Annotated in this window: 18 protein-coding genes and 1 pseudogene; 7 read left to right on the forward strand and 12 right to left on the reverse strand. The window is 38.4% G+C overall.

What is annotated here, in order from left to right:
- The first annotated feature begins 14 nt into the window (after window positions 1-14).
- Window positions 15-1,118, forward strand: coding sequence for a spore germination protein (locus ACFX4I_RS20025; RefSeq protein WP_377422590.1), 1,104 nt, complete (start codon window positions 15-17; stop codon window positions 1,116-1,118).
- Complete coding sequence (locus tag ACFX4I_RS20030) at window positions 1,102-2,316, forward strand: Ger(x)C family spore germination protein (protein WP_377422592.1); 1,215 nt, start codon at window positions 1,102-1,104, stop codon at window positions 2,314-2,316. Before ACFX4I_RS20025 ends, ACFX4I_RS20030 begins: the two co-directional genes overlap by 17 nt.
- Before the next feature lie 274 nt (window positions 2,317-2,590).
- Here the strand turns inward: ACFX4I_RS20030 and ACFX4I_RS20035 are convergent, their stop codons facing one another.
- Window positions 2,591-2,896, reverse strand: a complete 306-nt coding sequence (locus ACFX4I_RS20035) for a hypothetical protein (RefSeq protein WP_377422594.1) — start codon at window positions 2,894-2,896, stop codon at window positions 2,591-2,593.
- A 1,742-nt stretch (window positions 2,897-4,638) separates the two neighbouring features.
- Between ACFX4I_RS20035 and ACFX4I_RS20040 the strand changes: the two genes are divergently transcribed.
- Complete coding sequence (locus ACFX4I_RS20040) at window positions 4,639-4,986, forward strand: hypothetical protein (RefSeq protein WP_377422596.1); 348 nt, start codon at window positions 4,639-4,641, stop codon at window positions 4,984-4,986.
- Window positions 4,987-5,215: 229 nt separating this feature from the next.
- Here the strand turns inward: ACFX4I_RS20040 and gnd are convergent, their stop codons facing one another.
- The 4 genes from gnd to ACFX4I_RS20060 all read right to left on the reverse strand — a co-directional run bounded on the left by gnd (window position 5,216) and on the right by ACFX4I_RS20060 (window position 10,330).
- Window positions 5,216-6,619 (reverse strand): decarboxylating NADP(+)-dependent phosphogluconate dehydrogenase, encoded by a 1,404-nt coding sequence (gnd, locus tag ACFX4I_RS20045; protein WP_377422598.1) that lies wholly within the window; start codon window positions 6,617-6,619, stop codon window positions 5,216-5,218.
- A gap of 77 nt (window positions 6,620-6,696) precedes the next feature.
- Entirely contained in the window at window positions 6,697-8,043 is a 1,347-nt protein-coding gene (locus tag ACFX4I_RS20050; RefSeq protein WP_377422600.1) for a GntP family permease, read from the reverse strand.
- Between the two features lie 18 nt (window positions 8,044-8,061).
- Window positions 8,062-9,606, reverse strand: coding sequence for a gluconokinase (gene gntK / locus ACFX4I_RS20055; protein ID WP_377422602.1), 1,545 nt, complete (start codon window positions 9,604-9,606; stop codon window positions 8,062-8,064).
- Window positions 9,599-10,330, reverse strand: a complete 732-nt coding sequence (locus ACFX4I_RS20060; protein ID WP_230301819.1) for a GntR family transcriptional regulator — start codon at window positions 10,328-10,330, stop codon at window positions 9,599-9,601. Before ACFX4I_RS20060 ends, gntK begins: the two co-directional genes overlap by 8 nt.
- Before the next feature lie 673 nt (window positions 10,331-11,003).
- Between ACFX4I_RS20060 and ACFX4I_RS20065 the strand changes: the two genes are divergently transcribed.
- Entirely contained in the window at window positions 11,004-11,255 is a 252-nt protein-coding gene (locus ACFX4I_RS20065; protein ID WP_377422604.1) for a hypothetical protein, read from the forward strand.
- Between the two features lie 966 nt (window positions 11,256-12,221).
- On the opposite strand, the gene ACFX4I_RS20070 is transcribed toward ACFX4I_RS20065, so the two are convergent.
- The 5 genes from ACFX4I_RS20070 to ACFX4I_RS20090 form a co-directional block, all read right to left on the reverse strand.
- Window positions 12,222-12,596 (reverse strand): hypothetical protein, encoded by a 375-nt coding sequence (locus tag ACFX4I_RS20070; RefSeq protein ID WP_377422606.1) that lies wholly within the window; start codon window positions 12,594-12,596, stop codon window positions 12,222-12,224.
- Window positions 12,597-13,004: 408 nt separating this feature from the next.
- Window positions 13,005-13,712, reverse strand: a complete 708-nt coding sequence (locus ACFX4I_RS20075; protein ID WP_377422608.1) for an SH3 domain-containing protein — start codon at window positions 13,710-13,712, stop codon at window positions 13,005-13,007.
- A gap of 500 nt (window positions 13,713-14,212) precedes the next feature.
- A complete protein-coding gene (locus ACFX4I_RS20080; RefSeq protein ID WP_377422610.1) occupies window positions 14,213-15,544 on the reverse strand; it encodes a peptide MFS transporter in 1,332 nt (443 codons plus the stop codon).
- 436 nt (window positions 15,545-15,980) lie between these two features.
- Window positions 15,981-16,616, reverse strand: coding sequence for a response regulator (locus ACFX4I_RS20085; RefSeq protein ID WP_230301814.1), 636 nt, complete (start codon window positions 16,614-16,616; stop codon window positions 15,981-15,983).
- On the reverse strand, window positions 16,613-17,953 hold the full coding sequence (locus ACFX4I_RS20090; protein WP_377422612.1) for a sensor histidine kinase: 1,341 nt from the start codon (window positions 17,951-17,953) through the stop codon (window positions 16,613-16,615). The genes ACFX4I_RS20085 and ACFX4I_RS20090 overlap by 4 nt, the downstream gene beginning before the upstream one ends.
- Before the next feature lie 190 nt (window positions 17,954-18,143).
- Between ACFX4I_RS20090 and ACFX4I_RS20095 the strand changes: the two are divergent.
- A pseudogene (locus tag ACFX4I_RS20095) lies at window positions 18,144-18,268 on the forward strand (IS6 family transposase); the annotation flags it as partial.
- 346 nt (window positions 18,269-18,614) lie between these two features.
- Here the strand turns inward: ACFX4I_RS20095 and groL are convergent.
- Window positions 18,615-20,252: a chaperonin GroEL gene (groL, locus tag ACFX4I_RS20100; RefSeq protein WP_192207543.1), complete on the reverse strand. Its 1,638-nt coding sequence runs from the start codon at window positions 20,250-20,252 to the stop codon at window positions 18,615-18,617.
- Between the two features lie 59 nt (window positions 20,253-20,311).
- Complete coding sequence (groES, locus tag ACFX4I_RS20105; protein WP_034306337.1) at window positions 20,312-20,596, reverse strand: co-chaperone GroES; 285 nt, start codon at window positions 20,594-20,596, stop codon at window positions 20,312-20,314.
- Window positions 20,597-20,930: 334 nt separating this feature from the next.
- On the opposite strand from groES, the gene ACFX4I_RS20110 reads away from it, so the two are divergent.
- Together ACFX4I_RS20110 and ACFX4I_RS20115 are read left to right on the forward strand one after the other, a co-directional pair.
- Entirely contained in the window at window positions 20,931-21,656 is a 726-nt protein-coding gene (locus ACFX4I_RS20110) for a CPBP family intramembrane glutamic endopeptidase (protein ID WP_377422614.1), read from the forward strand.
- A complete protein-coding gene (locus ACFX4I_RS20115; RefSeq protein WP_230301811.1) occupies window positions 21,653-21,865 on the forward strand; it encodes a YdiK family protein in 213 nt (70 codons plus the stop codon). The genes ACFX4I_RS20110 and ACFX4I_RS20115 overlap by 4 nt, the downstream gene beginning before the upstream one ends.
- Window positions 21,866-21,890: the final 25 nt, after the last annotated feature.

Genomic DNA, 21,890 nt, shown 5'->3' on the forward strand with positions numbered 1-21,890 from the left:
AGGGTGGTTAAAGAATGATTCTCAGTCCGAAAGACAAAATTACAACTCCTCAAGCAGCTGTCATTGTCATAAACTTCATACTCGGTACAGGATTACTCACCCTACCCAGATCATCGACGGAGAAGGTACATACACCAGATGTATGGATAAGCGTTATAATAGGCGGGATTATCGCGATAATCGCAGGGGTGATCATGGTCAAATTAAGCCAACAGTTTCCCGATAAGACCTTTTATCAGTACATCAATGAAATTGTAGGAAAATGGGTGGGGAGTTTTCTTAGTTTAGTTATTATATGTTATTTTCTTATGACTTCCGGATTTCAGCTCCGTTCAATGGCTGAAGTTATAAGGTATTTACTTCTGGAGGGTACCCCTACATGGGCAATTATTATGATTTTCATGTGGGTAGGTCTTTATCTCATCATCGGTGGCATTAACCCGATAGCCCGTCTTTTTGAAATTATATTACCTTTGACAGTTATCCTTTTTTTGGTAGTTACCTTTATGAGCATCAAAATATTTGAGATCGATAATCTGCGTCCGGTATTAGGAGAAGGAATCATTCCTGTACTAAAAGGAGTAAAAACAACGGCTCTCGCTTTTTCAGGGCCTGAAATCATGTTACTGCTTCTTCCGTTTATGAATCAGCCAAAAAAAGCAGTAAAAGCCATGCTTGTTGGAGTTTCCATTCCATTGATTTTTTATGTAATAACGGTCGTAATGGTTATCGGGGCATTATCTGTTGATGGAGTGGTCACGAGAACATGGCCGACTCTGGATCTTATACGCAGTTTTGAAATCTCCGGTTTGATCTTTGAACGGTTTGAATCTTTATTGCTCGTGGTTTGGATCATGCAGATATTTGCTACATTTACCATCACCTACTTTGCAGCCGCTTTAGGGCTGGCTCAACTTACGAAAAAGAGCATTCACCCATTTATGTTTGGCTTGCTTCCGATTCTATACATCATTGCCATGATTCCGAAAAATATGAATGACCTATTTAAACAAGGAGATTTCGTCGGCAATATCGCACTGTTTTTATTTGGTTTACTTCCGCTTCTTCTGCTTATTATCTCAAGAATAAAGGGAGGAAAATATGAAACAATCACATAACAATATACGCCCCCTCTTCATTTCCCTCTCCGTTCTTTTGTTCTTATCCCTTACAGGATGTTGGAGCAGTCATGAAATCGAAGAGCAAAGTCTAGGTATAGGTTTGGCATTCGATAAAGCCAAGCCGTCCTCCATCGAGAAAAAATTAAACGAACAAGGGGGTGGTTATTCAAAAAAGGACCGGATTACTGCAACCTATCAATTTATCACTCCACAAGTAGCAAGTTCAACAACGAAACAATCAGGACCAGAACAAAAATCTTATCTTAACGTTTCCGAAACTGGTGATTCCTTCCACCAAATGGTTCGTGAAATATCATTGAGAAGTGAACAACCCGTAACCGCTCACCATCTGAAAGTGGTTGTTATAGGTGAAGATCTTGCAAAATCGTATAAGTTGGAACAATTACTTAATCAAAATTTTCGAGAAAGTGAGGTTAGACCAAGCTGTCTTGTGCTCATCAGTAAAGGAAGAGCAAGCAAGACACTGGAAACAAAGAAAGATGGAGAAATTCCAGCGTTTCGTCTGGCTGGCATTGTAGAAAATGCCTATCGAACAACGAGGATTTTACCTCCCATGTCGCATATTAAAGTAGAAAGCAAGATCAAATCAGGATCTAGTTTTCTAATCCAAAAAGTTCTATCAGCGGATGGGCAAGTCAAATTTGCGGGTGCTGCCGTGATCGATGGAAGGACACACAAAATGACTGGTTTTTTGAATGAGGAAGAACTGGAGGGCGTCACATGGATAACAGGTAAGGGGAAAGGCGGTGTAGTGAAAAGCTTTGATAAAGAAACCGGTCAGCTGATTGTGTATGAGATAGAATCCATGAAAAGCAGTATCGTACCTCGAGTTAAAGGAGACAACATCTCTTTTGATGTAAACATTGAATCAGTGGGTAGACTGTCTGAAAATTGGGTGACTTCAGGAAATACTTTTAAAAATGAATTTTTAAAAAAAGCAGAAAAATCATCTGAAAAAGAAGTGAAACGCTTGGTGGGGAATGTATTAGAAAAAATGCAAAAAGAATACCAAGTGGACGTTGCTGGCTTCGGAAATCAATTGAGAATTGTGCACCCAAAAGTATGGAAGAAGGTCAAAAAGGATTGGGACCAAACATTTAGTGAAACTCCGATCAACTACGATGTAAAACTAACTATTAATGATTATGGAGCATCAGATGGATCAAAGAAGTGAGCCCTCAGGATAAACACATAGAGCTTCTAGCATTAAATGTTGAAAATGAAAACTTTTTCTTAAACATTATAAAGTACCACGGGATGATTAAACGGTGACCATGGGAATATAAATACGATGAGCATGAAATAAGGCCTCCACAGTATATTGTGGGAGGTCTTCAACTTTAAAGTTAGTTGTTTTCACTCACCACAGACAATAAATTCCTGAACCGAACCTCCCTTGAAGAATCCTTTTAAAGAACCTTTAGTGGTTTCGGATAATTGTTGAACAGCTAAGTAAAGTTCTTCTTCTTCCCGATAATCTGCTCTTCTCTTTTGCAATTCATTAAAATAGGATTCCATTTTCTCATTAGTTGGTGGATCATTATTTGGTACTCAATAATTCCCTCTTTTTTCGAATCAATCTCTTGTTGGCGCTTTTCAATTTCTTTTTCTTTTTCTCTCAGCAGCTCATTAGGTCCCCCCCATTGACTAAACGAGCCCGCTTCTGCTAGTTCTTTTATCTTTTCAATAACCCTTTCGTCTTGAAGGGAAACCATTAATGCCCCAATAAAACCATCATCTAATTCTTTATTCATCTTTACACTCCTTTCAAAGTGCTAACCCAACCCTGAATAGCTACATAAGCTTGCTCTGCTGTTTTTGGGCGTACCAAATATACCTTCTTTGCACAAGTAGATATGGATTACGCTTTTTCTAATAGTCCACCTGTGCTTTAGATAGTAAAATTCTTACGGTTCCATATACCACGCTGGTCTTCTAATGGCTCATTATTTTGGACTTTCTTTACCCAATTCGCTATTTGCGCGCATCACTTTTAGTAACTTTCCGATTTAATTCTTCTGTATATGTTTGAAAGGTTTGCCTTTTTTGGCCATAGAAAAATCCCCTCACAGATAGACTGTTAGGAGAATACAACCATAACTTATATTATAAGAAAGCAGTAGTGAGATTACTTTTTTCCATCAAAGATACGTATATAACGTATTAAGGATGTATTGATAATATGATGCTTACTTTCACTTTTTACAATAAAATACTCACAGTGTTCCATCTTTTTTAAGACTTCTTGTAAAACATCCTCTTTTTTACTACTCAATCCTTTTTTTATTTTCTCCCACTTAACATCAGCGTCAAGAGTATAACAAACATGGAATTCCTTTAACAGGTTAATCTTCCCCTTAAATGCTTTAATTTCTTTAACTGTTTTTATTTTGATAAAAATCGATACACAAGAAATAAAGAGCAATATCGTTAAAGCTAAAGACAAATTACTATAATTTTATTTAGTTACCCATCTGTTGTATACAAAATCTATTTGTTAATATCTAATACAAATTCATTAATTAAATCATGCATCAAATTTAATTTTTCCTCACTCCGATATACTACCTCTTAAGTACTACTTAATAATATTCGGTATGATCATATTGTTTAAGTGGGTTAAAATAATTCGTTAAACCTCCTGCTTACTGGATACAAATTAGGTGAAGATAATTACTTGCAGTTACATTGTTTTTAATAGTGACGGTAACATTTCTTTTCACCCAAGCAGTTCTTTAATGTAGGAGTAGGATTGAAAGAAATCCAACAAAAGGCCACCCATCAATAAACTGTTGGAGGCCTTCTCCCCCCCTATATTAAGGGACTTGAGCGATGAATACACCATGCGCCCATTCATATTTAAATAAAGTAAGTACATGCAATATTATTAGGAAGAGGACAAACCCTAACAAAAAAAGCCCTTCTCTTTTGAGATGGCCTATGAGCAATCGCTTAACTATTAAAAGGCTTTGCATGATGCTAGTGGGTTCTTGATTGTTCGCAAACATCGAAATAGGAACGACCATGTTTGTATGGGAGCTTAAACAAATTATTCATAACAGCAGTAACACAATCTTCGCAATAATAATTGACGAACTCCCTACCTTGTTCAAAAATTGGTGTCATCGCATCTATGTCTGCCCATTTAAAACAGTAAATACACATTTGCCTCATGATATATCACTCCTTTATTATTTGGAAATAATCAGCAATAATCAAAAGAAGTACTTATCGACATTATTCATGAAACGATACTATTTCGTAAAAAACCCTAACATAATTAAGGCAGCAGTGGGTATAAACTGCTATAAAACTATATCCTTTATATACCACTTAAACTGAGTTTTAAACCTCCCAAATAACATTATCTTTTCCACCGAGAATTTTTCTATTTTGGTAGAAGTTCTCCCAGGGTTCAAATTTGTGTTTACACCGTTTGCTGATTGGAAATAACATAATAAATCTTTTAACTATAATCAGAGTAGGAGTGATATTTATGACAAGGCGTTCCAACAAAATCAAACATAAAGCAAAAACTACTTTGAATAAAGTAAAGACTAATATTAAGGAAACATTATTTAATATCGCAGACATTCCATCAACATCTGTACAACAATTGGCCGATTTTATACAACGTCACCCTGATGCAAAAGTCACCAAGAAACAAATGCTTGGCATTTCCTATGCCTTCTATAGTTTAGAAACAGAAGGGTATAATTATTATTTAGAAACCAATAAATCTAAAATTTTGCAGTTGGACGTACATTATCAGGATAAAAAAATGGTATCTTATCGATCATATAGGGATTATTATCAATTGAATGCACCAATTAAAATGCCATAACTAAAATTTCCAGCCTCTTTAATTACAGCCTGCGGGGTCTCCCTTCGACACGCTTTTCCCGCAGGAGTCTCGCACACCCCCTCCAATAACTTTGTTTTAAAATTCAGATAGACCCACTTTTGTTACATACAAAAAAGAGCTGCCAAAGCAACTCTCTTATTGATGTAAAGTACCTGTCTCAAATTCATGAACGGTTATTGAAAAATGACTGTGTCTTTATCATTTTCCATCACTGCCAGTTTGTGTGAAAGACACCTGCCATATCACGTCGTTCATAGGTATGTGCACCAAAATAATCACGTTGTGCTTGCAAAAGGTTAGCATTAGAGATGCCTTTTCGATAACTATCGTAATAAGTGAGTGAAGCGCTTAAACATGGAAACGAGATACCGGAGTTTATTCCCTCACAGACAACCCTTCGCAATCCTACCTGATAATCTGTAACCTTTTTTGCAAAATATGGTGAGATTAATAAATTAGCCAGATTCGGCTGCTCTTGATAGGCTTCGCTAATGACGTTTAAAAATTCTGCACGAATGATGCAACCACCGCGGAAAATCAGCGCAATATCCTTTAAAGGCAAATCCCAGCCGTAAAGTTCGGAAGTCATTTTATATTGAGTAAAACCTTGCGCGTATGCACAAACTTTCCCCATATACAATGCTTGTCTAATATAGTCAATCCACTCATTTTTATCTAATTTTTGCTGATCGTTCTCAGGGCCTGTTAAAATATTTTCTGCATTAACCCGTTCTTCTTTTAAAGCTGAAATGTAACGAGCAAACAAAGACTCTGTAATAATCGATGCTGGTATTCCGTTATCAATAGCTTGCATGCTGGTCCATTTGCCTGTGCCTTTTTGTCCTGCTTTATCAAGAATCACATCGATCAAGGGCAAACCCGTTACTTCATCTTTTTTCCTTAGAATTTCAGCAGTGATTTCGATTAAATAACTTTTCAGTTCACCTTGATTCCATGTTTCAAAGATGTCAGCAATTTCATGAACTTGCAAATGCAACTTTTCTCTTAAAAACGTATAGGCTTCGGCGATTAATTGCATATCTGCATACTCAATCCCGTTATGAACCATTTTGACAAAATGACCTGCTCCCTTTGGACCGATATAGGTACAGCAAGGGTCATCATTTACTTGTGCTGCGATTTTTGTCAGAATCGGAGCGACTTTTTCATAGGCTTTTTTATCTCCGCCCGGCATGATTGAAGGTCCTTTTAACGCCCCGACTTCTCCACCAGAAATACCGATTCCCAAATAACTGATTCCTTTAGATAGCAATTCATCATATCTGCGTTCAGTATCTTCGTAATGGGAGTTTCCGCCGTCCATGATAATATCGCCTGATTCAAGATGAGGAAGTAATGAATTGATCACCGAGTCGATCGGCTTACCCGCAGTCACCATTAGAAAAATCTTTCTTGGAGTTTCCAGAGACTGAACAAAGTCTTGGATTTCGTAATACGGATGGAGCGACTGACTGTCCAATTTAGCAACAAGCTGATCCGTTAAATCTCTTGTGTAGTTATAGACAGCTACTTGTTCCCCTTTACTAGCCATATTTAACGCGATATTACTGCCCATTACCCCTAAACCAATGACACCAATTGTATTGTACATTTATTTCTGCTCCTTCTATGTAAGAATAATAGGCAGTAAATCCCTGCCATAGTGGGGGATTTACTGCCGGGAAAGGCTTATACAAATAAGCTTAGTAATAGAATAAATCCTAATCCAGCTACTGAAATGATCGTCTCAAGCAAGGTCCACGTTGCAAATGTTTCTTTCATGCTTAAACCAAAATACTCTTTAAACATCCAGAAACCAGCATCGTTAACGTGTGAAGCGATTAAACTTCCCGCTCCTGTAGCAAGCACAACCAGAGCAAGGTTAACGTCCGTCTGACCTAACATCGGAATTACTAAACCAGCTGTCGTTAAGGCAGCAACGGTAGCAGATCCTAAGGAAATACGCAGGATTGCCGCGATGATCCAGGCAAGCAAGATTGGTGATAATGATGTTCCTTTGAATAATTCAGCTACATAGTCACCTACACCGCCGTCGATCAATACTTGCTTGAAGGCTCCTCCGCCCCCAATGATTAAAAGCATCATTCCGATATTCAAGATTGCTGATGTACAAGATTCCATAATATCTTTCATTGGAATCTTTCTTGCCAATCCCATCGAATAGACCGCAAATAATAAGGAAAGCAACATGGAAGTACCGGCCTCACCAATAAAACGGATAGCTGCTAGTAGACCATTATCTTCAAATCCCATTGTTTTTTGCATCAAAGTGATAATCGTAGCAATTGACATTAATATAACCGGAAGTAAAGCAGTAAATACACTGATCCCAAATCCAGGTGTTTCTTCAAGTTTAAATGATTTTTGTTCTCCTAAAGAGGCAATGCTGCCTGTTTTCGTAAATGATTCAGGTACTAATCTTTTAGCTATCTTCGTAAATATTGGTCCAGCTAAAATAACGGTCGGCACCGCAATAATGAAGCCGTAAAGTAAAACCTGACCAATGTCTGCACCATATTCACCAGCGATAACGGTTGGCCCTGGATGCGGCGGTAAGAAACCGTGTGTTACCGATAATGCCGCTACCATTGGAATACCAAGATACAATATCGAAACTTTCAATTCCCTTGAAATTGCAAATACGATTGGAATTAATAATACTAATCCCACTTCAAAAAACAATGCGACACCGATAATAAATGATGCTGCCACGACAGCCCATTGAATATTCTTTTCACCGAATTTTTTAACAAGGGTCATGGCAATGCGCTGCGCGCCGCCTGAATCTGCGATCAACTTACCCAACATCGCTCCAAGTCCAAAGATTAACGCTAAATGACCAAGTGTTCCGCCTAATCCAGCTTCAATGGTCTTGACAATTCCATCAAGTGGCATCCCAAGCGCTAAAGCCACTCCAAACGATACAATGATCAAGGAAATAAAGGTGTTTAATTTTAAGCCCATTATTAAAACTAATAAAGCGACAATTCCTAAAGCGACAATAACTAATGGCATTGTAATTCCTCCATGTCTTTACTTTGTAGCATTTATTAAGTTTCTTTGATAATTCGCAATCTGTGTATATTCGTTTTCCAATACCCTTGATAGGTTAATGAAAATCGGCAGTAGTTGCCTATATTCTTTTACAGAATCATCTTTCGGTGTGTGCTTGTGGGTATTGCCTATCATTTCAGAAACGACTTCGAATGAATCAATTTCCCCGGTGGCATATAACCCCAATATACAAGCACCCAGGCACGAACTTTCATAGCTTTCTGGAACCACGACTTCCGATTCGAAAATATCGGACATCATTTGCCGCCAAACAGCCGACCTTGCGAAGCCTCCCGTAGCTTGAATTCGGGTCACGGGACCGTCCATACATTCGGTTAAGGCTAAAAATACTGTATATAAATTGTAAATGACTCCTTCTAGAGCCGCTCGAATCATATGTTCTTTCTTATGCGAGAGTGTTAATCCGAAAAATGAACCCCTTACGTCCGGATTCCATAATGGTGCACGTTCACCTGCAAGATATGGATGGAATAACAATCCATCAGCGCCTGGTCTTACACGTTCGGCAATCTTGGTCAAGACTTCATAAGCGTCGATTCCGAGTCTTTTAGCCGTTTCTACCTCGGAAGAAGCAAACTCATCGCGAATCCAGCGAAGGACCATCCCGCCATTGTTTACCGGCCCGCCAATCACCCAATGCTTTTCCGTTAAGGCATAGCAAAAGATTCTTCCTTTTTCGTCTGTTTTCGGCTCATCAATAATCGTCCGAATCGCACCGCTTGTCCCAATCGTGACAGCGATTTCGCCTTTCCGGATAGCGTTTACACCTAGGTTTGAAAGAACACCATCACTTGCCCCAATGACAAAAGGGGTTTGTGGATCAATCCCAATCTGTTTGGCTAAATCCGGGTCACAGTTGTTAAAGACCTTTGTTGTTGGTACGAGTTCAGATAATTGTCCACGCGTTATTCCGGCAATTCTTAGGGCTTCCTCATCCCAATCCAAATTTTTGAGATTCATCATGCCCATGGATGAAGCAAGGGAATAATCGACAACATATTGATCAAAGAACTTTTTAAAGATATATTCTTTAATCCCGATATACTTTTTAACATTGGTTGCGATCTCTGGGTGATCATTCACGATCCAGGTGATTTTGGATAATGGTGACATCGGGTGTATCGGCGTGCCGGTCCGTTTGTAAACTTCATGCCCATCTAATTCATCTTTTATTTTATGGGCCCAAGCTTCACTGCGATTATCTGCCCAAGTGATACAACGGGTCAGCGGCTGGTCATTTTCATCCATGGCTATAACACTATGCATCGCACTGCTAAATGAAATAAACGATATCTGTTTATCTGAATGCTGTTTCGTTATATTTGTAAAGGCTTTCAAAACGGCCTGGAAAATCTCTTCAGGGTCTTGTTCCGCTGTTGTCATATCCGGTGTGTAAAGAGGGTAACCAATATTCTCTTGCTGGATGACATCGCCTTTATTCGTGAATAATACAGCTTTTGTACTTGTTGTACCGATGTCTACACCTAACATATAACTAGTCATTTTCTTGTTCGACTCCTTTTGAAAGCATCTGTTGGGCCATCCATAAGTCTTCAACTTTCCCTTGAACATCATCAAAGTTTTCATGTAACGACTTAATCATGAGGTCCCGATCTTTTGTTCTGATCGCATCAATATAAAGTTGATGATTACTTATGATCCGTGTAAAGTCTTCATACTTTTCTTTAAAACGACTGCGCATGGATAGAAGAATCAAACTTTCCATCACAGGTTTTAAATTATCCCAGATCATCAGGATGTAGGAATGATCGATGGACCGAATGATCGTTTCGTGGAATAGGACATCCTGATAGGAAAACTCATCAGCATCTCGGTATTTTATGGAAACTTTCATCATTTCCAGTATTTTACTAAGTTCCATCACTAATTCATTCGTTTCCATCCTTACTAGACGTTCAAATACAAACGTTTCGATGAGTATACGTACATCATAAATTTCTGCATATTTTTTTTCTGTTAAACCAATGACAACCGCACCCATTCTTTCCAATCGGATGATATTTTCAGAGGCCAATATTTTTAACGCTTCCCGAACTGGTGAGCGGCTTACACCGAAATCAGCAGCTAATTTATTTTCAGATAGGATGGCACCGCTTTCAATCATCCCCGAAATAATACGCATTCTAAGCTCGGATGTAACACGATCACCAGCTGAAGCTTTTGAAAGCCATTTTACAGGATAAAGAAATTCCTTTGATTCAGCCATATATTCACCTCTATTAGAGTTCAAGTACACTTGTATACAAGTATTTTATAATAAAGATAATGAATAATGCAAGCATTTTGAATGTAACTAGATTCTCGTTAATATAGTCAAGTTTATTGGGAGTTTAGAAGGTTCTGGGACAAAAATAATGAAGAAACACAGGGTGGTAATATCTGTTAACCAAGGAATTAAGCAGCTACTCTGAACAACTTATGAATGAATCCAACGTCATTTTGGGCAGACTTTGCCCGTTGATGAGGTAAGTACCCTATTAGAGATTGCACGTTACTGGTCGGCTAGTATAGGTTGCTACTCGCGGGGATCTAGCTGCCTTCCAGATAGCCCTCATTCATCTATAAAAAAAGCTATCATTGATAAACCTGCTTGGGTTTGTCTTCGCCACGAGACATGTATCCCTGGCTTTGAGACCTCCTTTTGTCTTCGGCCTTGCCTTGTTCTCTTTGACTTGCTTCTAGGTCTTGTTGTGATGTTCGAGCGAGCACAGGTCGCTACTCGCGGCATTTAGCTGACTTCAGTACTATCGTAGGTTGTCCCTCATTCACCCCTGTATATTTCTTTAGTCCTGAAAGATGTGTTCTTCTCAAACACATACGCTTTCATTATCGCCTTTTTTGGAAAAGGTTTCGCTTCAATCACCTGGGTGTTTGTTTCATTGCTTGCCCCAAAACGGCTGATTGGAATTGCTGGAGGTACATTCAATTTCATTGGTGGTACAGCATCAATTATTATACCGATTGTGATTGGCTTCCTGGCCAAGGGCGGTGACTTTACTCCTGCACTTACCCTTATTGCTTGTATAACCTTCGCAGGAGCAATGTCCTACATTTTCTTGGTTGGTAAAATCGAAAGGGTGCAGGATTTTGCTGATTTTGATTTACGGAATGGTAAGAAGTTATCGAGCTAATTATGAATGCGCAGAATATCTACAAACAACAAAGGAGCAGGAAAGAAAACTTCTTACTACTCTAGAGGCCTGTCTCTTGGTAAGGCTAAATAATATAGAAGCTAAATGCAGTAATTATTGCTTAAACAAGCTTTTTTCAAAAGTCCGATAAGGAGTATTATTTTGTCGATATCTACTCAGAATTTGTAGATATTTCTCGGGAAATTGTTGAAATTTAAAAATAGTGATTCCGAATAGTAGGAACAAAGGGAATTTCTACTTTTGATTTGATTGCCTTAGGTTTAAATAGTTTTTAACGGAAATTAACACCTGAATATCGTAAAGGAGACTAAAATAAAGGTAATGAAACATAATGTTTCGTAATGGATTTTTTGTTGTTCAGTTTTAAGCTGTGACATATCGTTTGTCAGTTGGATGTTCATTTAACGTGTAGCTGTGAGTTCATTGGTTAAAAAATTAAGCTCTCTTTTAATTGAGTAAGAATATGGGTTACATTATCATATGTATCGGGTATCGCTATCTCTGTTTCATTGGTGCCTTCTAATCTTTCTTTTTCTTGATACAAGGGTCTTTAGCTCTATCGTTTAGGCGGCTGCCCGTATCGCGTAACACTTTAAGCGTTTCGATGTCGGATTGAACGAAGGTATGCGCATTTACATATTTCAACAATAGTTATCCGTTTCGCTCTAAGTTTTAAGCATACTTTCGAACATTGATATTGCATCTCCACTTCTTTCCCACTCCCTTGGAAGAGGATGCTCATTCATTAGGATGTAAATTCTGTCGCATATCGGACCTTCCTTTCTATTAAAGATGAAGGTTCTGTGGATTTATTTTCTGTTATATCGCCCAGCGATACGATACACAAAAAAGAACCGATAAGCCCCTTTTTTGAGGAACACTATTGAGGACATAGATCTTGCTGGAGCTGGGAAACCGTTGGTTTAAGCTGAGACATATCATTTGTCAGTGGACGTTCATTTCAAGCGTAGCTGCGAGTTCATTGGTTAAAACAATTAAAATCTCATTTATTTGTTTGGAATTATGGGTTAAGTTGTCATATATATCGGGTATCGCTATCTCTCTTTCAGTGGTTCCTTCTAATCTATCTTTTTGTAGATACAGAAGGTCTTTATCTGTACACTCTAGGTACTTGTCCGTATCGCGTAACGCTATGTGCGATTCGATGTCAGTTTGAATAAAGATTGGCAACCACCATCTTAAAAACTCATATCCGTTTCGTTCTAAGTTTTGACCATACTTTTGAACAGTGGGTGTGCATCCCCACTTCTTCTTCCACTTCCTTAGAAAAGAATACTCGTTCATTCGGATGTATATCATGTTTCAATATCAAACGCCGCTTTTCTATTAAACCTAAAGGTTCGAATTTATTTGCAAGTTATATCGCCCAGCGATACGAAACACACAAAAAAGGAGCCGATCAATCCCTGTCTGGAGCACTTCTAGTAAGGATGACTCTTGTTTTTGAATGCAAGTTTTCAACCTCCTCAACTCCCTTTTTATCAAACATGCCTTTTTTGCTTGCTTCAAATTGTGTATTTTTTTTTAGATGCATATCGCTTAAACAAATCTCCAATGAATTTCAATTGAGCCATCGCTCGCCTTTGGTAGAACGTCCGATACATTGGTATCGCCGAGCTCTTACATAACAGGTACCAAATCCTGTAAAGTTGAAATATTCTTTTTTAATTCTGTTTTTCAGCTAGGCAAAAAACCTTAACAGTCACCTTATTTTCTGAATATGGACAAAAGCCCCCGCCATTTTTCGGAACGTTTTTGTATAGCCTCTTCTAAACGTTTATTAAATTCATTTTGTGAACTCCATTCTTTTTTCTGTTCGTCCCGCATATTTTGTATTTCTTTTTGTAAGAGTTCACTTTTTTGTTTTTCTTGTTCCAGCAATGTTTCGTAATGGGTATTTTGTTGTTCAGTTAATTGTTCAATTTTAGAATTAGTTCTTTGCGCTGAATTTCCAATACTAGAACTTATAACATGATGATCTTGCTGAAGCCGTGAAACCTTTGTTTTAAGCTGTGACATATCGTTTGTCAGTTGGACATTCATTTCACGTGTGGCTGCGAGTTCATTGACTAAAAACATTAAGACCTCGTTTAATTGATTGGGGTCGTGGGGTAAATTTTCATATGTATCGGGTATCGCTATCTCTGTTTCATTGGATCCTTCTAATCTCTCTTTTTGTTGATATACAAGGTCTTTAGCTGTATCGTCTAAGGGCTTGTCCGTATCGCGTAGCGCTATAAGCGCTCCGATGTCAGATTTAACAAAGATACGTCGATCTCCATCTTTCAAAAACTCATATCCATTCCGCTCTAAGATTTGACCATACTTTCGAACAGTGGGAGTTGCAATCCCCACTTCTTCTGCCACTTCCTTGGAAGAGAAAGCTCTTTCATTCAATTGTATATCACGTCGCATATCGGACCTCTTTTCTATAACTAGTTGTATCTGTAGTCTACCTGACCTTAAATTTTCTGTCTAGATAAGTATAGCCTATCCAGAAGTCGTTAGGGATAGCGATGAGGTTTCCTTTTGCTTCCTCTGTTTCCATATATGATTAGATCATCTATTCGCTTACCTTTCTTCTCAAACCAAGTCCATTATTCCACCTAAGTGTTTATTATTGTTTCTCATCTAATATAGCTTTAACTTGTTCTATAAGAACTTCCCATTGATTTGTTTTTTTTACTTATATTAGCATTCCGTCATTCAAATTGATGAAAGACTCGTGAAAATGCTGAAACACAATAAGATTAAGCAAACAGAAATAAAACTTCAGAGAATCGTTCCTTTCTGGTTTGTGTCGTTGTGGAGACTCCTCTTATACCAGTTTGGACCGATTCTATTATTTTTTTACACTAAAAAAGGGCTGACCCAAATGGCACATTATATGCCTTTTGAGTCAGCTCCTTTTCTCATTATTTCATCAGCTTTGCTACTGGCTTCGAAAGAAGCAATAAAACAATACCTAAACCAATTGTTACAAAACCAATTACACTGAAGATTTCCAGGTAACCTAAAGACTGCGTATATGCAGCTAGTTGGCCGGCTACCATATTAGCTACCGCGGAACTTGCCAGCCATACTCCCATAAGAAGAGAGGCAAGCTTGATTGGAGCAATTTTACTCACCATTGATAAACCAACTGGTGAAATCATTAATTCGGCTAATGTATGAAGAAAATACGTTACAATCATGAACAGGATGTTTACTTTCAGCGCTGTATCGTTTCCTGTATACATAACAGCAGGAAGCAGTACTAAGAAACCTAAACCAACAGTGACTAAACCAAGAGCCATCTTCGTTGGAGTTTTTAAATCACCGCGTTTCGAGCTGCCAAGCTTGTACCATAAAGCAGACATAATTGGCGCTAAAATCACGATGAATAATGGGTTCAACGATTGGAACCAAGCAGTTGGAACCTCAAACCCAAATACATTCCGATCAATTTGGTCATTAGCATACAATGTCAATGAACTTCCTGCCTGCTCGAAAGCGGCCCAGAACGCAATAACGAATACTGCCAAAATAACGATAGCCGCTGTACGTTTTTGTTCTCTTTTCGTTAACGGTGCAGCTGATTTTTGACCAGCTGTAACTTCCGGTTTGCCAGTAGGTTCTTTACCGATATCACCTAAATAGCGATTTCCTAATAAGTTGAAAACTAACTGCCCTACAATCATGCCAATTGCTGCTGTCAAGAACCCATATTTATAGCTCATAAGTCCAACTACTAATGGTGCGAAGAAAGCCCCAACGTTAATACCCATATAGAAGATGGTGAAAGCTCCATCACGACGCGGATCGTTGTCTTCATAAAGATCACCAACAATTGTCGAGATGTTTGGCTTGAAGAAACCATTACCGATAATCAATAAACCAAGACCAATGTAAAGCGCTGTCAAACTCTGACTTGCGAATAGCGAAAAGTTACCAAGCGCCATTAAAATACCGCCAATCGTGATCGCCAATCTTCTGCCTATGAAACGGTCAGTCAAGTATCCGCCAATCATTGGCGTAATATAAACGGCACCAGTAAAGAATCCGTATATGCCCATAGCCGTAGATTTGTCGACTCCAAGCCCGCCGTTTACAACAGTTGCTGTTAAGTAAAGAACAAGAATTGCTCTCATTCCGTAATAGCTGAAGCGCTCCCACGCCTCAGTAGCGAACAGCATATACAGTCCTAGAGGATGCTTTTTCCTGGACTGGTCTGGCTGCTGAACTTCTTCTTTTAATAGTGCTTGCATAATAAAGTCCCCCTAAATATGGTTAAATATTAAACCTTTCACCAATCGTTTACATTCACAAAATAATTGCATGGTTTTTATTTTAATAGACAAATTATTGATTCTTCCACCTACGCCTAATACGATGATGGCGACGCATGCCATCCAATCATTATTAGTAAGCGTTTACATTTTTTAATCTTGACTCTGGTGCAAAAGGAATCAGATAGCAAAATCTAAATGAACATTAACTAATAAATTCACTCATTTTATTCGAAGACGTTCAATGAAGACATTAGAATTTTAAAGAATCTTTAGTGTTGTAAAATAATTTTATATTATCAGAAAATATAAAAATACAGAAAAAAAAGAAAAAAAGTCTTATTGCATTAATGGTCTGTGCAGCAACAGAGGTCCCCATCATAATAAAAAAACTGCCTTGTATTAAGGCAGTTTCTTAGTCAACAATCCATTGATATAAATTTTTCGGTCTTCCTATTTTTTGATAACTTACAATAGTTTCCACTTTTCCTTCATCAAGTAAATGCATAATATAGCGATAGACGGTCGGATAAGCTAATCCAACTTCTTTAGAAATTGTATCAACAGAACAAGGTTCACGATTAGAATGTAGAAAATCACTAACGTGGCAAAGTGTTCTCTTACTAATTCCCTTTGTTACAAATACATCCTTTTCTTCACTGGATTTTTGCTGCGGAGCTGATTGAGTTAATTTTGCAAGGCGAGCATGCAGTTGAATTCTTGAAATCAAATCAGGGGCTTTTACAGGCTTTAATGCAAAATCTGTTGCGCCTGCTTCAAGAAAGCGGTCAGCAATTTCCTGTCGTTCATCGACTGTTAATACAAGAATCGGAACATCAGCATTAAGTTTACGAAGCTCACCCACTGTTTTTATTCCGTCCATTTCCGGCATATGATAATCAACTAAAACAACATCTGCTCCTTTTTCTGCAAACACATTTAACCCTTCTTTTCCGTTGTTAGCCGTATCTACATTCCAGCCGGCAAATTCACAAATTTCACTTAGCATATATTGAATTGATGCATCATCATCAATGACTAATATGTTCATCTTGACACACTCCCCTCAGCTAGTTTAATCCAAATTATTGTCCCGTGCCCAAGCTTGCTGTCAATTTCTAAAGATGCACCATGTCCTTTAGCAACTTGTCGTACGAAAGCTAATCCCATCCCTGGATGAGATTTCGTACTAAACCCAGCTTTCCATATTTTCACCTGCTCTTTAGGTGAAATCCCTTCCCCATTATCTGATACGCCCAACCAAAGTTCATTTTCATAGGTTTTTACCTTAAGCAAAACCTTGCCATCTTCTATTCCATTCACTGCATCGTAAGCATTGTCAATTAAATTCACTAATGCCCTTGTCATTCGGATTTTATTAATTAAGATTTTAATTTCAGGATCTGTTTGAAAGTCTACCTTCAGATTAAGATTTGTCCCGCTCGGTCTGCTTGCTTCGACGTATTCAATTAAATCTTTTATACGGCACCAATGTTTTTTATCATCATATAAAATCTCGGAAATCATGTCGCTAACGGAATGAATCGATGATGAAATCCTTTGACAATATTCTTTAATTTTAGAATCGTCCACTTTCAAACTAATTAAAGAATTTAGCCCCTCAATTGCTGTGAGAGGAGTTTTTAAATCATGGACAAGATATAGTGCTTCTCGTCCTGATCTTGACTGCATTGCCTCTAACTGCGCATAATGAAGCTCTTGCTTTATCCGCCACTTTTGTTCAGCTAATGAAAAATACACAGCTAAAATAACAGCATTAATAACAAAAATTAAACACAAAGTTAAACTGTACAATGTTAAAGATTGCTCAAATCCAATTTGAACCGCTATATCTTTTAATTCCTTTGAAATCGACCCTTGGCCAAATCCATATTGGGATAAAGAAGGAATCTCATTCAGCCATTCAATCCCAAAGATTAATTGAGAACAAATAATCGTTTTAATAATTGGCTTTAGCCTATCCTTTTCAAAGGCTTGCAATAATAAGATTGCTAACAACAATAACAACGCATATGCGCTAAATGAGTATGTTAAAGAATAATAAGCATTTATCACGATATAGTCGAGAGGAATAACAATAAGAGGAATGACAATTTTTAACCATGGACGGTTTAAACGAGCACCGATTTCGTCCCCCAACAGCAGTGCACCAATATAATGAAACAAAGCTAAAACTGTATTTAAAGAAATTAACAAAAAAACGGCAAGCATTAACTTATTTCCTGTTTCTTCACCTTCTCTTAATGAAATAAGCAAATCAGTAAGACCAATTTCATCAGGACCCAACCACGATAGTAAGAATACCCCGAATAACATTACTCCAATTTTCAACCATATTGTCCAAGACTTCATAAGACCAGCCATCATAATCATTTCACCTTTAATAGATTATTTGCTTATAGAATAGAATGATAACCATTCTTTTATTTCGTATTTATTTAATGTTATGTATTCCCTTCCATATTCCATAATCTCATTATACGTAATTCATCGTCATTATGAAAATTATTAAAAAACGGATTCTAATGCTTGAACATCTTGCAAGCAACCTCTAAAAATTATTATTCTCACAGTAAGGTGGTGCCTACGTACAACTTGCGTTTTCGTGATTTTATGGAAATATTGGAGGAACGAGGCTTATCCATAGCTCACACAACCATTATGTGTTGGGTCCATCAATATGTTTCTTAGTTGGATAAGGGAGTCCGGAAAGTGAGTCCGTTCTATGGCAGGGCTCTATTAGTGTAAAAACTGCCTGCAATACGTTTACAACGTCTTCTTAAGAAGCCACCGCATAACAAGAAATTTACGTTGCATCCATTCAGGCATACGCATACATCGTTACTTATCAAGCAGGTACAGGAATTAAAATCCAACAATGATTAGGACATAACGAATTCAAATATCAAAGAAAGGGCCTCCCACAGTAAACTGTGGGAGGCCTTCAACTTTAAAGATATTCACATGTTTGGTGAGCATTCATTCTGAATCCTCGTAAAACCCCTATATTAAGGGATTTAAGCGATGATTACATCATGCCGCCCATTCCGCCCATGCCGCCCATGTCAGGCATGCCCATGCCGCCGCTGCCTGCCGGTTCTGGTTTGTCAGCAACGACAGCTTCTGTAGTTAAGAACATAGCTGCTACAGAACCAGCGTTTTGTAGAGCTGAACGAGTTACTTTAGTAGGATCGACGATACCTGATTCGATCATGTTCACCCATTGTCCAGTAGCTGCGTTGAAGCCAGTGCCTACTGCTTCGCCTTTAAGGCGCTCTACGATTACAGAGCCTTCAAGTCCAGCATTGTGAGCGATTTGACGAACAGGCTCTTCGATGGCACGAAGAACGATTTTCACGCCTGTTGCTACGTCGCCTTCCGCTTGGATTTCAGCGATTTTATTATATACGTTAAGAAGTGCTGTACCACCACCAGCTACGATACCTTCTTCAACAGCGGCACGAGTGGAGTTCAATGCATCTTCAATACGAAGTTTACGTTCTTTCAATTCTGTTTCAGTAGCTGCACCAACTTTGATTACCGCTACACCACCAGCTAATTTAGCAAGGCGTTCTTGTAATTTTTCACGGTCGAATTCAGAAGTTGTTTCTTCTAATTGAACACGGATTTGGTTTACACGAGCTTGGATTTGAGCTGTATCTCCAGATCCTTCAACGATCGTTGTATTTTCTTTTGTAACAACCACTTTAGACGCACGGCCTAATGAATCGATTGTTGCAGATTTAAGATCAAGTCCGATTTCTTCAGTGATCACTTCGCCGCCTGTAAGAGCTGCGATGTCTTCAAGCATTGCTTTACGACGGTCACCGAATCCAGGAGCTTTAACCGCAACAGCGTTGAATGTTCCACGAAGTTTGTTCACAACAAGAGTTGCAAGCGCTTCGCCTTCTACATCTTCAGCAATCAATAATAGCGGTTTTCCTTGTTGAACAACTTGCTCAAGAACAGGAAGGATTTCTTGGATATTCGTGATTTTTTTATCTGTGATCAAGATATATGGATTCTCAAGGACAGCTTCCATTTTATCTGAATCAGTAACCATGTATGGAGATGCATATCCACGATCGAACTGCATACCTTCTACTACGTCCAATTCAGTTGTGAAACCTTTAGACTCTTCGATTGTGATGACGCCGTCGTTACCAACGCGCTCCATTGCTTCTGCAATCAGTTGGCCCACTTCTTCATCAGCTGAAGAGATGGCAGCAACTTGTGCGATTGATTCTTTGTTTTCAACAGGTTGGGAAATGGCTTTCAATTCTGCGATTGCAGTATTGACCGCTTTCTCGATTCCTTTACGGATACCCATTGGGTTAGCACCAGCTGTTACGTTTTTAAGACCTTCACGGATCATTGCTTGTGCAAGAACCGTTGCAGTAGTTGTACCGTCACCAGCTACGTCGTTTGTTTTGCTTGCTACTTCAGCAACCAATTTCGCACCCATGTTTTCGAATGCATCTTCCAATTCGATTTCTTTAGCGATCGTCACACCGTCATTTGTGATAAGCGGTGAACCGAATTTTTTCTCAAGAACCACGTTACGACCTTTTGGTCCAAGCGTTACTTTAACTGCATCTGCAAGTGCGTCCACACCACGAAGCATGGAACGGCGAGCTTCTTCACTAAATTTAATTTCTTTAGCCATTTATAAGTACCTCCCTAAAATTTCAAGAAAATTTTCGTTCAGTTAAGTATGATGTATAATTAGCCGATAACAGCTAGAATGTCGCTTTCACGTAAAATTAAGTATTCAGTGTCTTCGTATTTAACTTCAGTACCTGCATATTTTGAGAAGATAATTAGATCGCCTTGGGCAACCTCTAAAGCAACACGTTCGCCATTTTCAAGGACACGGCCAGTACCAACTGCTACTACCTTACCTTCTTGTGGCTTTTCTTTAGCAGTATCAGGAAGAACAATACCGCTTGCAGTTTTTTCTTCAGTTTGAACTAGTTCAATAATAACGCGATCACCTAATGGTTTTAACAAGTGAAACAACCTCCTCATATTCTCTTGATAATTTGTTTCATGATTATTAGCACTCTTCATCAACGAGTGCTAACACATTTATAATATTAAATAAACCGAGCCTTTTTTGCAAGTATCTTATTGAAAATTTTTTATTAATTTCTGATAAATTACGGGTAAACTACTTTAGCATAATGATTTCCTTAACAATGTAATTGAAATGTTATGTTAGGGGTACCTTTAAGTGGTGTTCTGCCTCAATATTTGATACCATTTTGGAGTATGCGTTTATAGATTGTCCCCATATCAGGAACGTTCCGAACGGGATGGGTGACTATAAAAGGAGTTTTCATTTTTGAAAAAAGAATATTGGTTCGTCATCATCACTTATATTGCCATGCAATTATCCAGTATTGTTGGGGTGCCCATTTTCATGCTGATCGGGTCTTATACTGGAATGCCGGCAGATGAACTCAAAGTGAAGTCTGCAGCATACTGGATAGTTTTCAGTTTTCTCGTTGCTTTATTCTTGATTCTTTTTTTAATAAGAAAAGATATGAGGGAAAAGTTGGACACGAGAAATCAAACTTCCGTTTCGATGTCCATATTATGGGCAATTGCAGGAGTGTTCATGGCTCTTTTTGCACAAAGCATTGCCGGCAGCATTGAACAAATGCTTGGGGTGGAGTCTGAATCAGAGAATACGCAGCAACTTATTTCACTCATTTACAAAGTCCCCATGGTCATTTTCGTCACTTCAGTAATTGGACCTATATTGGAAGAATTAATATTCCGGAAAATCATTTTCGGATCACTTCATAAACGCTTTAACTTCTTTATTTCAGCCTTAATCAGCTCAGTTATTTTCGGCTTGGCGCATGGTGAATTTGAACATCTTCTTTTATATACGGCAATGGGCTTCACCTTTGCTTTCCTTTATGCGAAAACAGGCCGCATTCTCGTTTCCATGAGCGCTCATATTGCAATGAATACGCTTGTTATCATCCTTCAAGTGGTATATCGGGAGGATATGGAGAAGATGCTAGATACTGCACAGGCCTTCATCGGAGGTTTATTATGAAACGTCAATCACCATTATTCATGGGCATCATCTATGCAGGCTTAGGAGCTCTTTTTACCGCTATCGCGATTCAAACCGTCAATTCTTCCGGATGGGGACTCTTTGCCTACATACTTGTCCTTATTGCAACTCTTGATTTTGGATCGGGATTACGCATGATCTTGCTGCACTTTAAGATTAAAGCCGCACAAAAAAATAAGAAAAAATAAAAAAACGCTGCAATGATGCAGCGTT

Origin of the sequence: Peribacillus sp. YIM B13472, assembly GCF_042788005.1 — a bacterium.
In the GTDB taxonomy this organism is placed as follows: Bacteria; Bacillota; Bacilli; order Bacillales; family DSM-1321; genus Peribacillus; species Peribacillus simplex_E.

What these genes read in the sequence shown, in the direction of transcription:
- ACFX4I_RS20025 (WP_377422590.1), top strand. Translation starts at nt 15, where the DNA reads ATGATTCTCAGTCCGAAAGACAAAATTACAACTCCTCAAGCAGCTGTC.
- ACFX4I_RS20030 (WP_377422592.1), top strand. Translation starts at nt 1,102, where the DNA reads ATGAAACAATCACATAACAATATACGCCCCCTCTTCATTTCCCTCTCC.
- ACFX4I_RS20035 (WP_377422594.1), bottom strand. Translation starts at nt 2,896, where the DNA reads ATGAATAAAGAATTAGATGATGGTTTTATTGGGGCATTAATGGTTTCC.
- ACFX4I_RS20040 (WP_377422596.1), top strand. Translation starts at nt 4,639, where the DNA reads ATGACAAGGCGTTCCAACAAAATCAAACATAAAGCAAAAACTACTTTG.
- gnd (WP_377422598.1), bottom strand. Translation starts at nt 6,619, where the DNA reads ATGTACAATACAATTGGTGTCATTGGTTTAGGGGTAATGGGCAGTAAT.
- ACFX4I_RS20050 (WP_377422600.1), bottom strand. Translation starts at nt 8,043, where the DNA reads ATGCCATTAGTTATTGTCGCTTTAGGAATTGTCGCTTTATTAGTTTTA.
- gntK (WP_377422602.1), bottom strand. Translation starts at nt 9,606, where the DNA reads ATGACTAGTTATATGTTAGGTGTAGACATCGGTACAACAAGTACAAAA.
- ACFX4I_RS20060 (WP_230301819.1), bottom strand. Translation starts at nt 10,330, where the DNA reads ATGGCTGAATCAAAGGAATTTCTTTATCCTGTAAAATGGCTTTCAAAA.
- ACFX4I_RS20070 (WP_377422606.1), bottom strand. Translation starts at nt 12,596, where the DNA reads ATGATATACATCCGAATGAACGAGTATTCTTTTCTAAGGAAGTGGAAG.
- ACFX4I_RS20075 (WP_377422608.1), bottom strand. Translation starts at nt 13,712, where the DNA reads ATGCGACGTGATATACAATTGAATGAAAGAGCTTTCTCTTCCAAGGAA.
- ACFX4I_RS20080 (WP_377422610.1), bottom strand. Translation starts at nt 15,544, where the DNA reads ATGCAAGCACTATTAAAAGAAGAAGTTCAGCAGCCAGACCAGTCCAGG.
- ACFX4I_RS20085 (WP_230301814.1), bottom strand. Translation starts at nt 16,616, where the DNA reads ATGAACATATTAGTCATTGATGATGATGCATCAATTCAATATATGCTA.
- ACFX4I_RS20090 (WP_377422612.1), bottom strand. Translation starts at nt 17,953, where the DNA reads ATGATGGCTGGTCTTATGAAGTCTTGGACAATATGGTTGAAAATTGGA.
- groL (WP_192207543.1), bottom strand. Translation starts at nt 20,252, where the DNA reads ATGGCTAAAGAAATTAAATTTAGTGAAGAAGCTCGCCGTTCCATGCTT.
- ACFX4I_RS20115 (WP_230301811.1), top strand. Translation starts at nt 21,653, where the DNA reads ATGAAACGTCAATCACCATTATTCATGGGCATCATCTATGCAGGCTTA.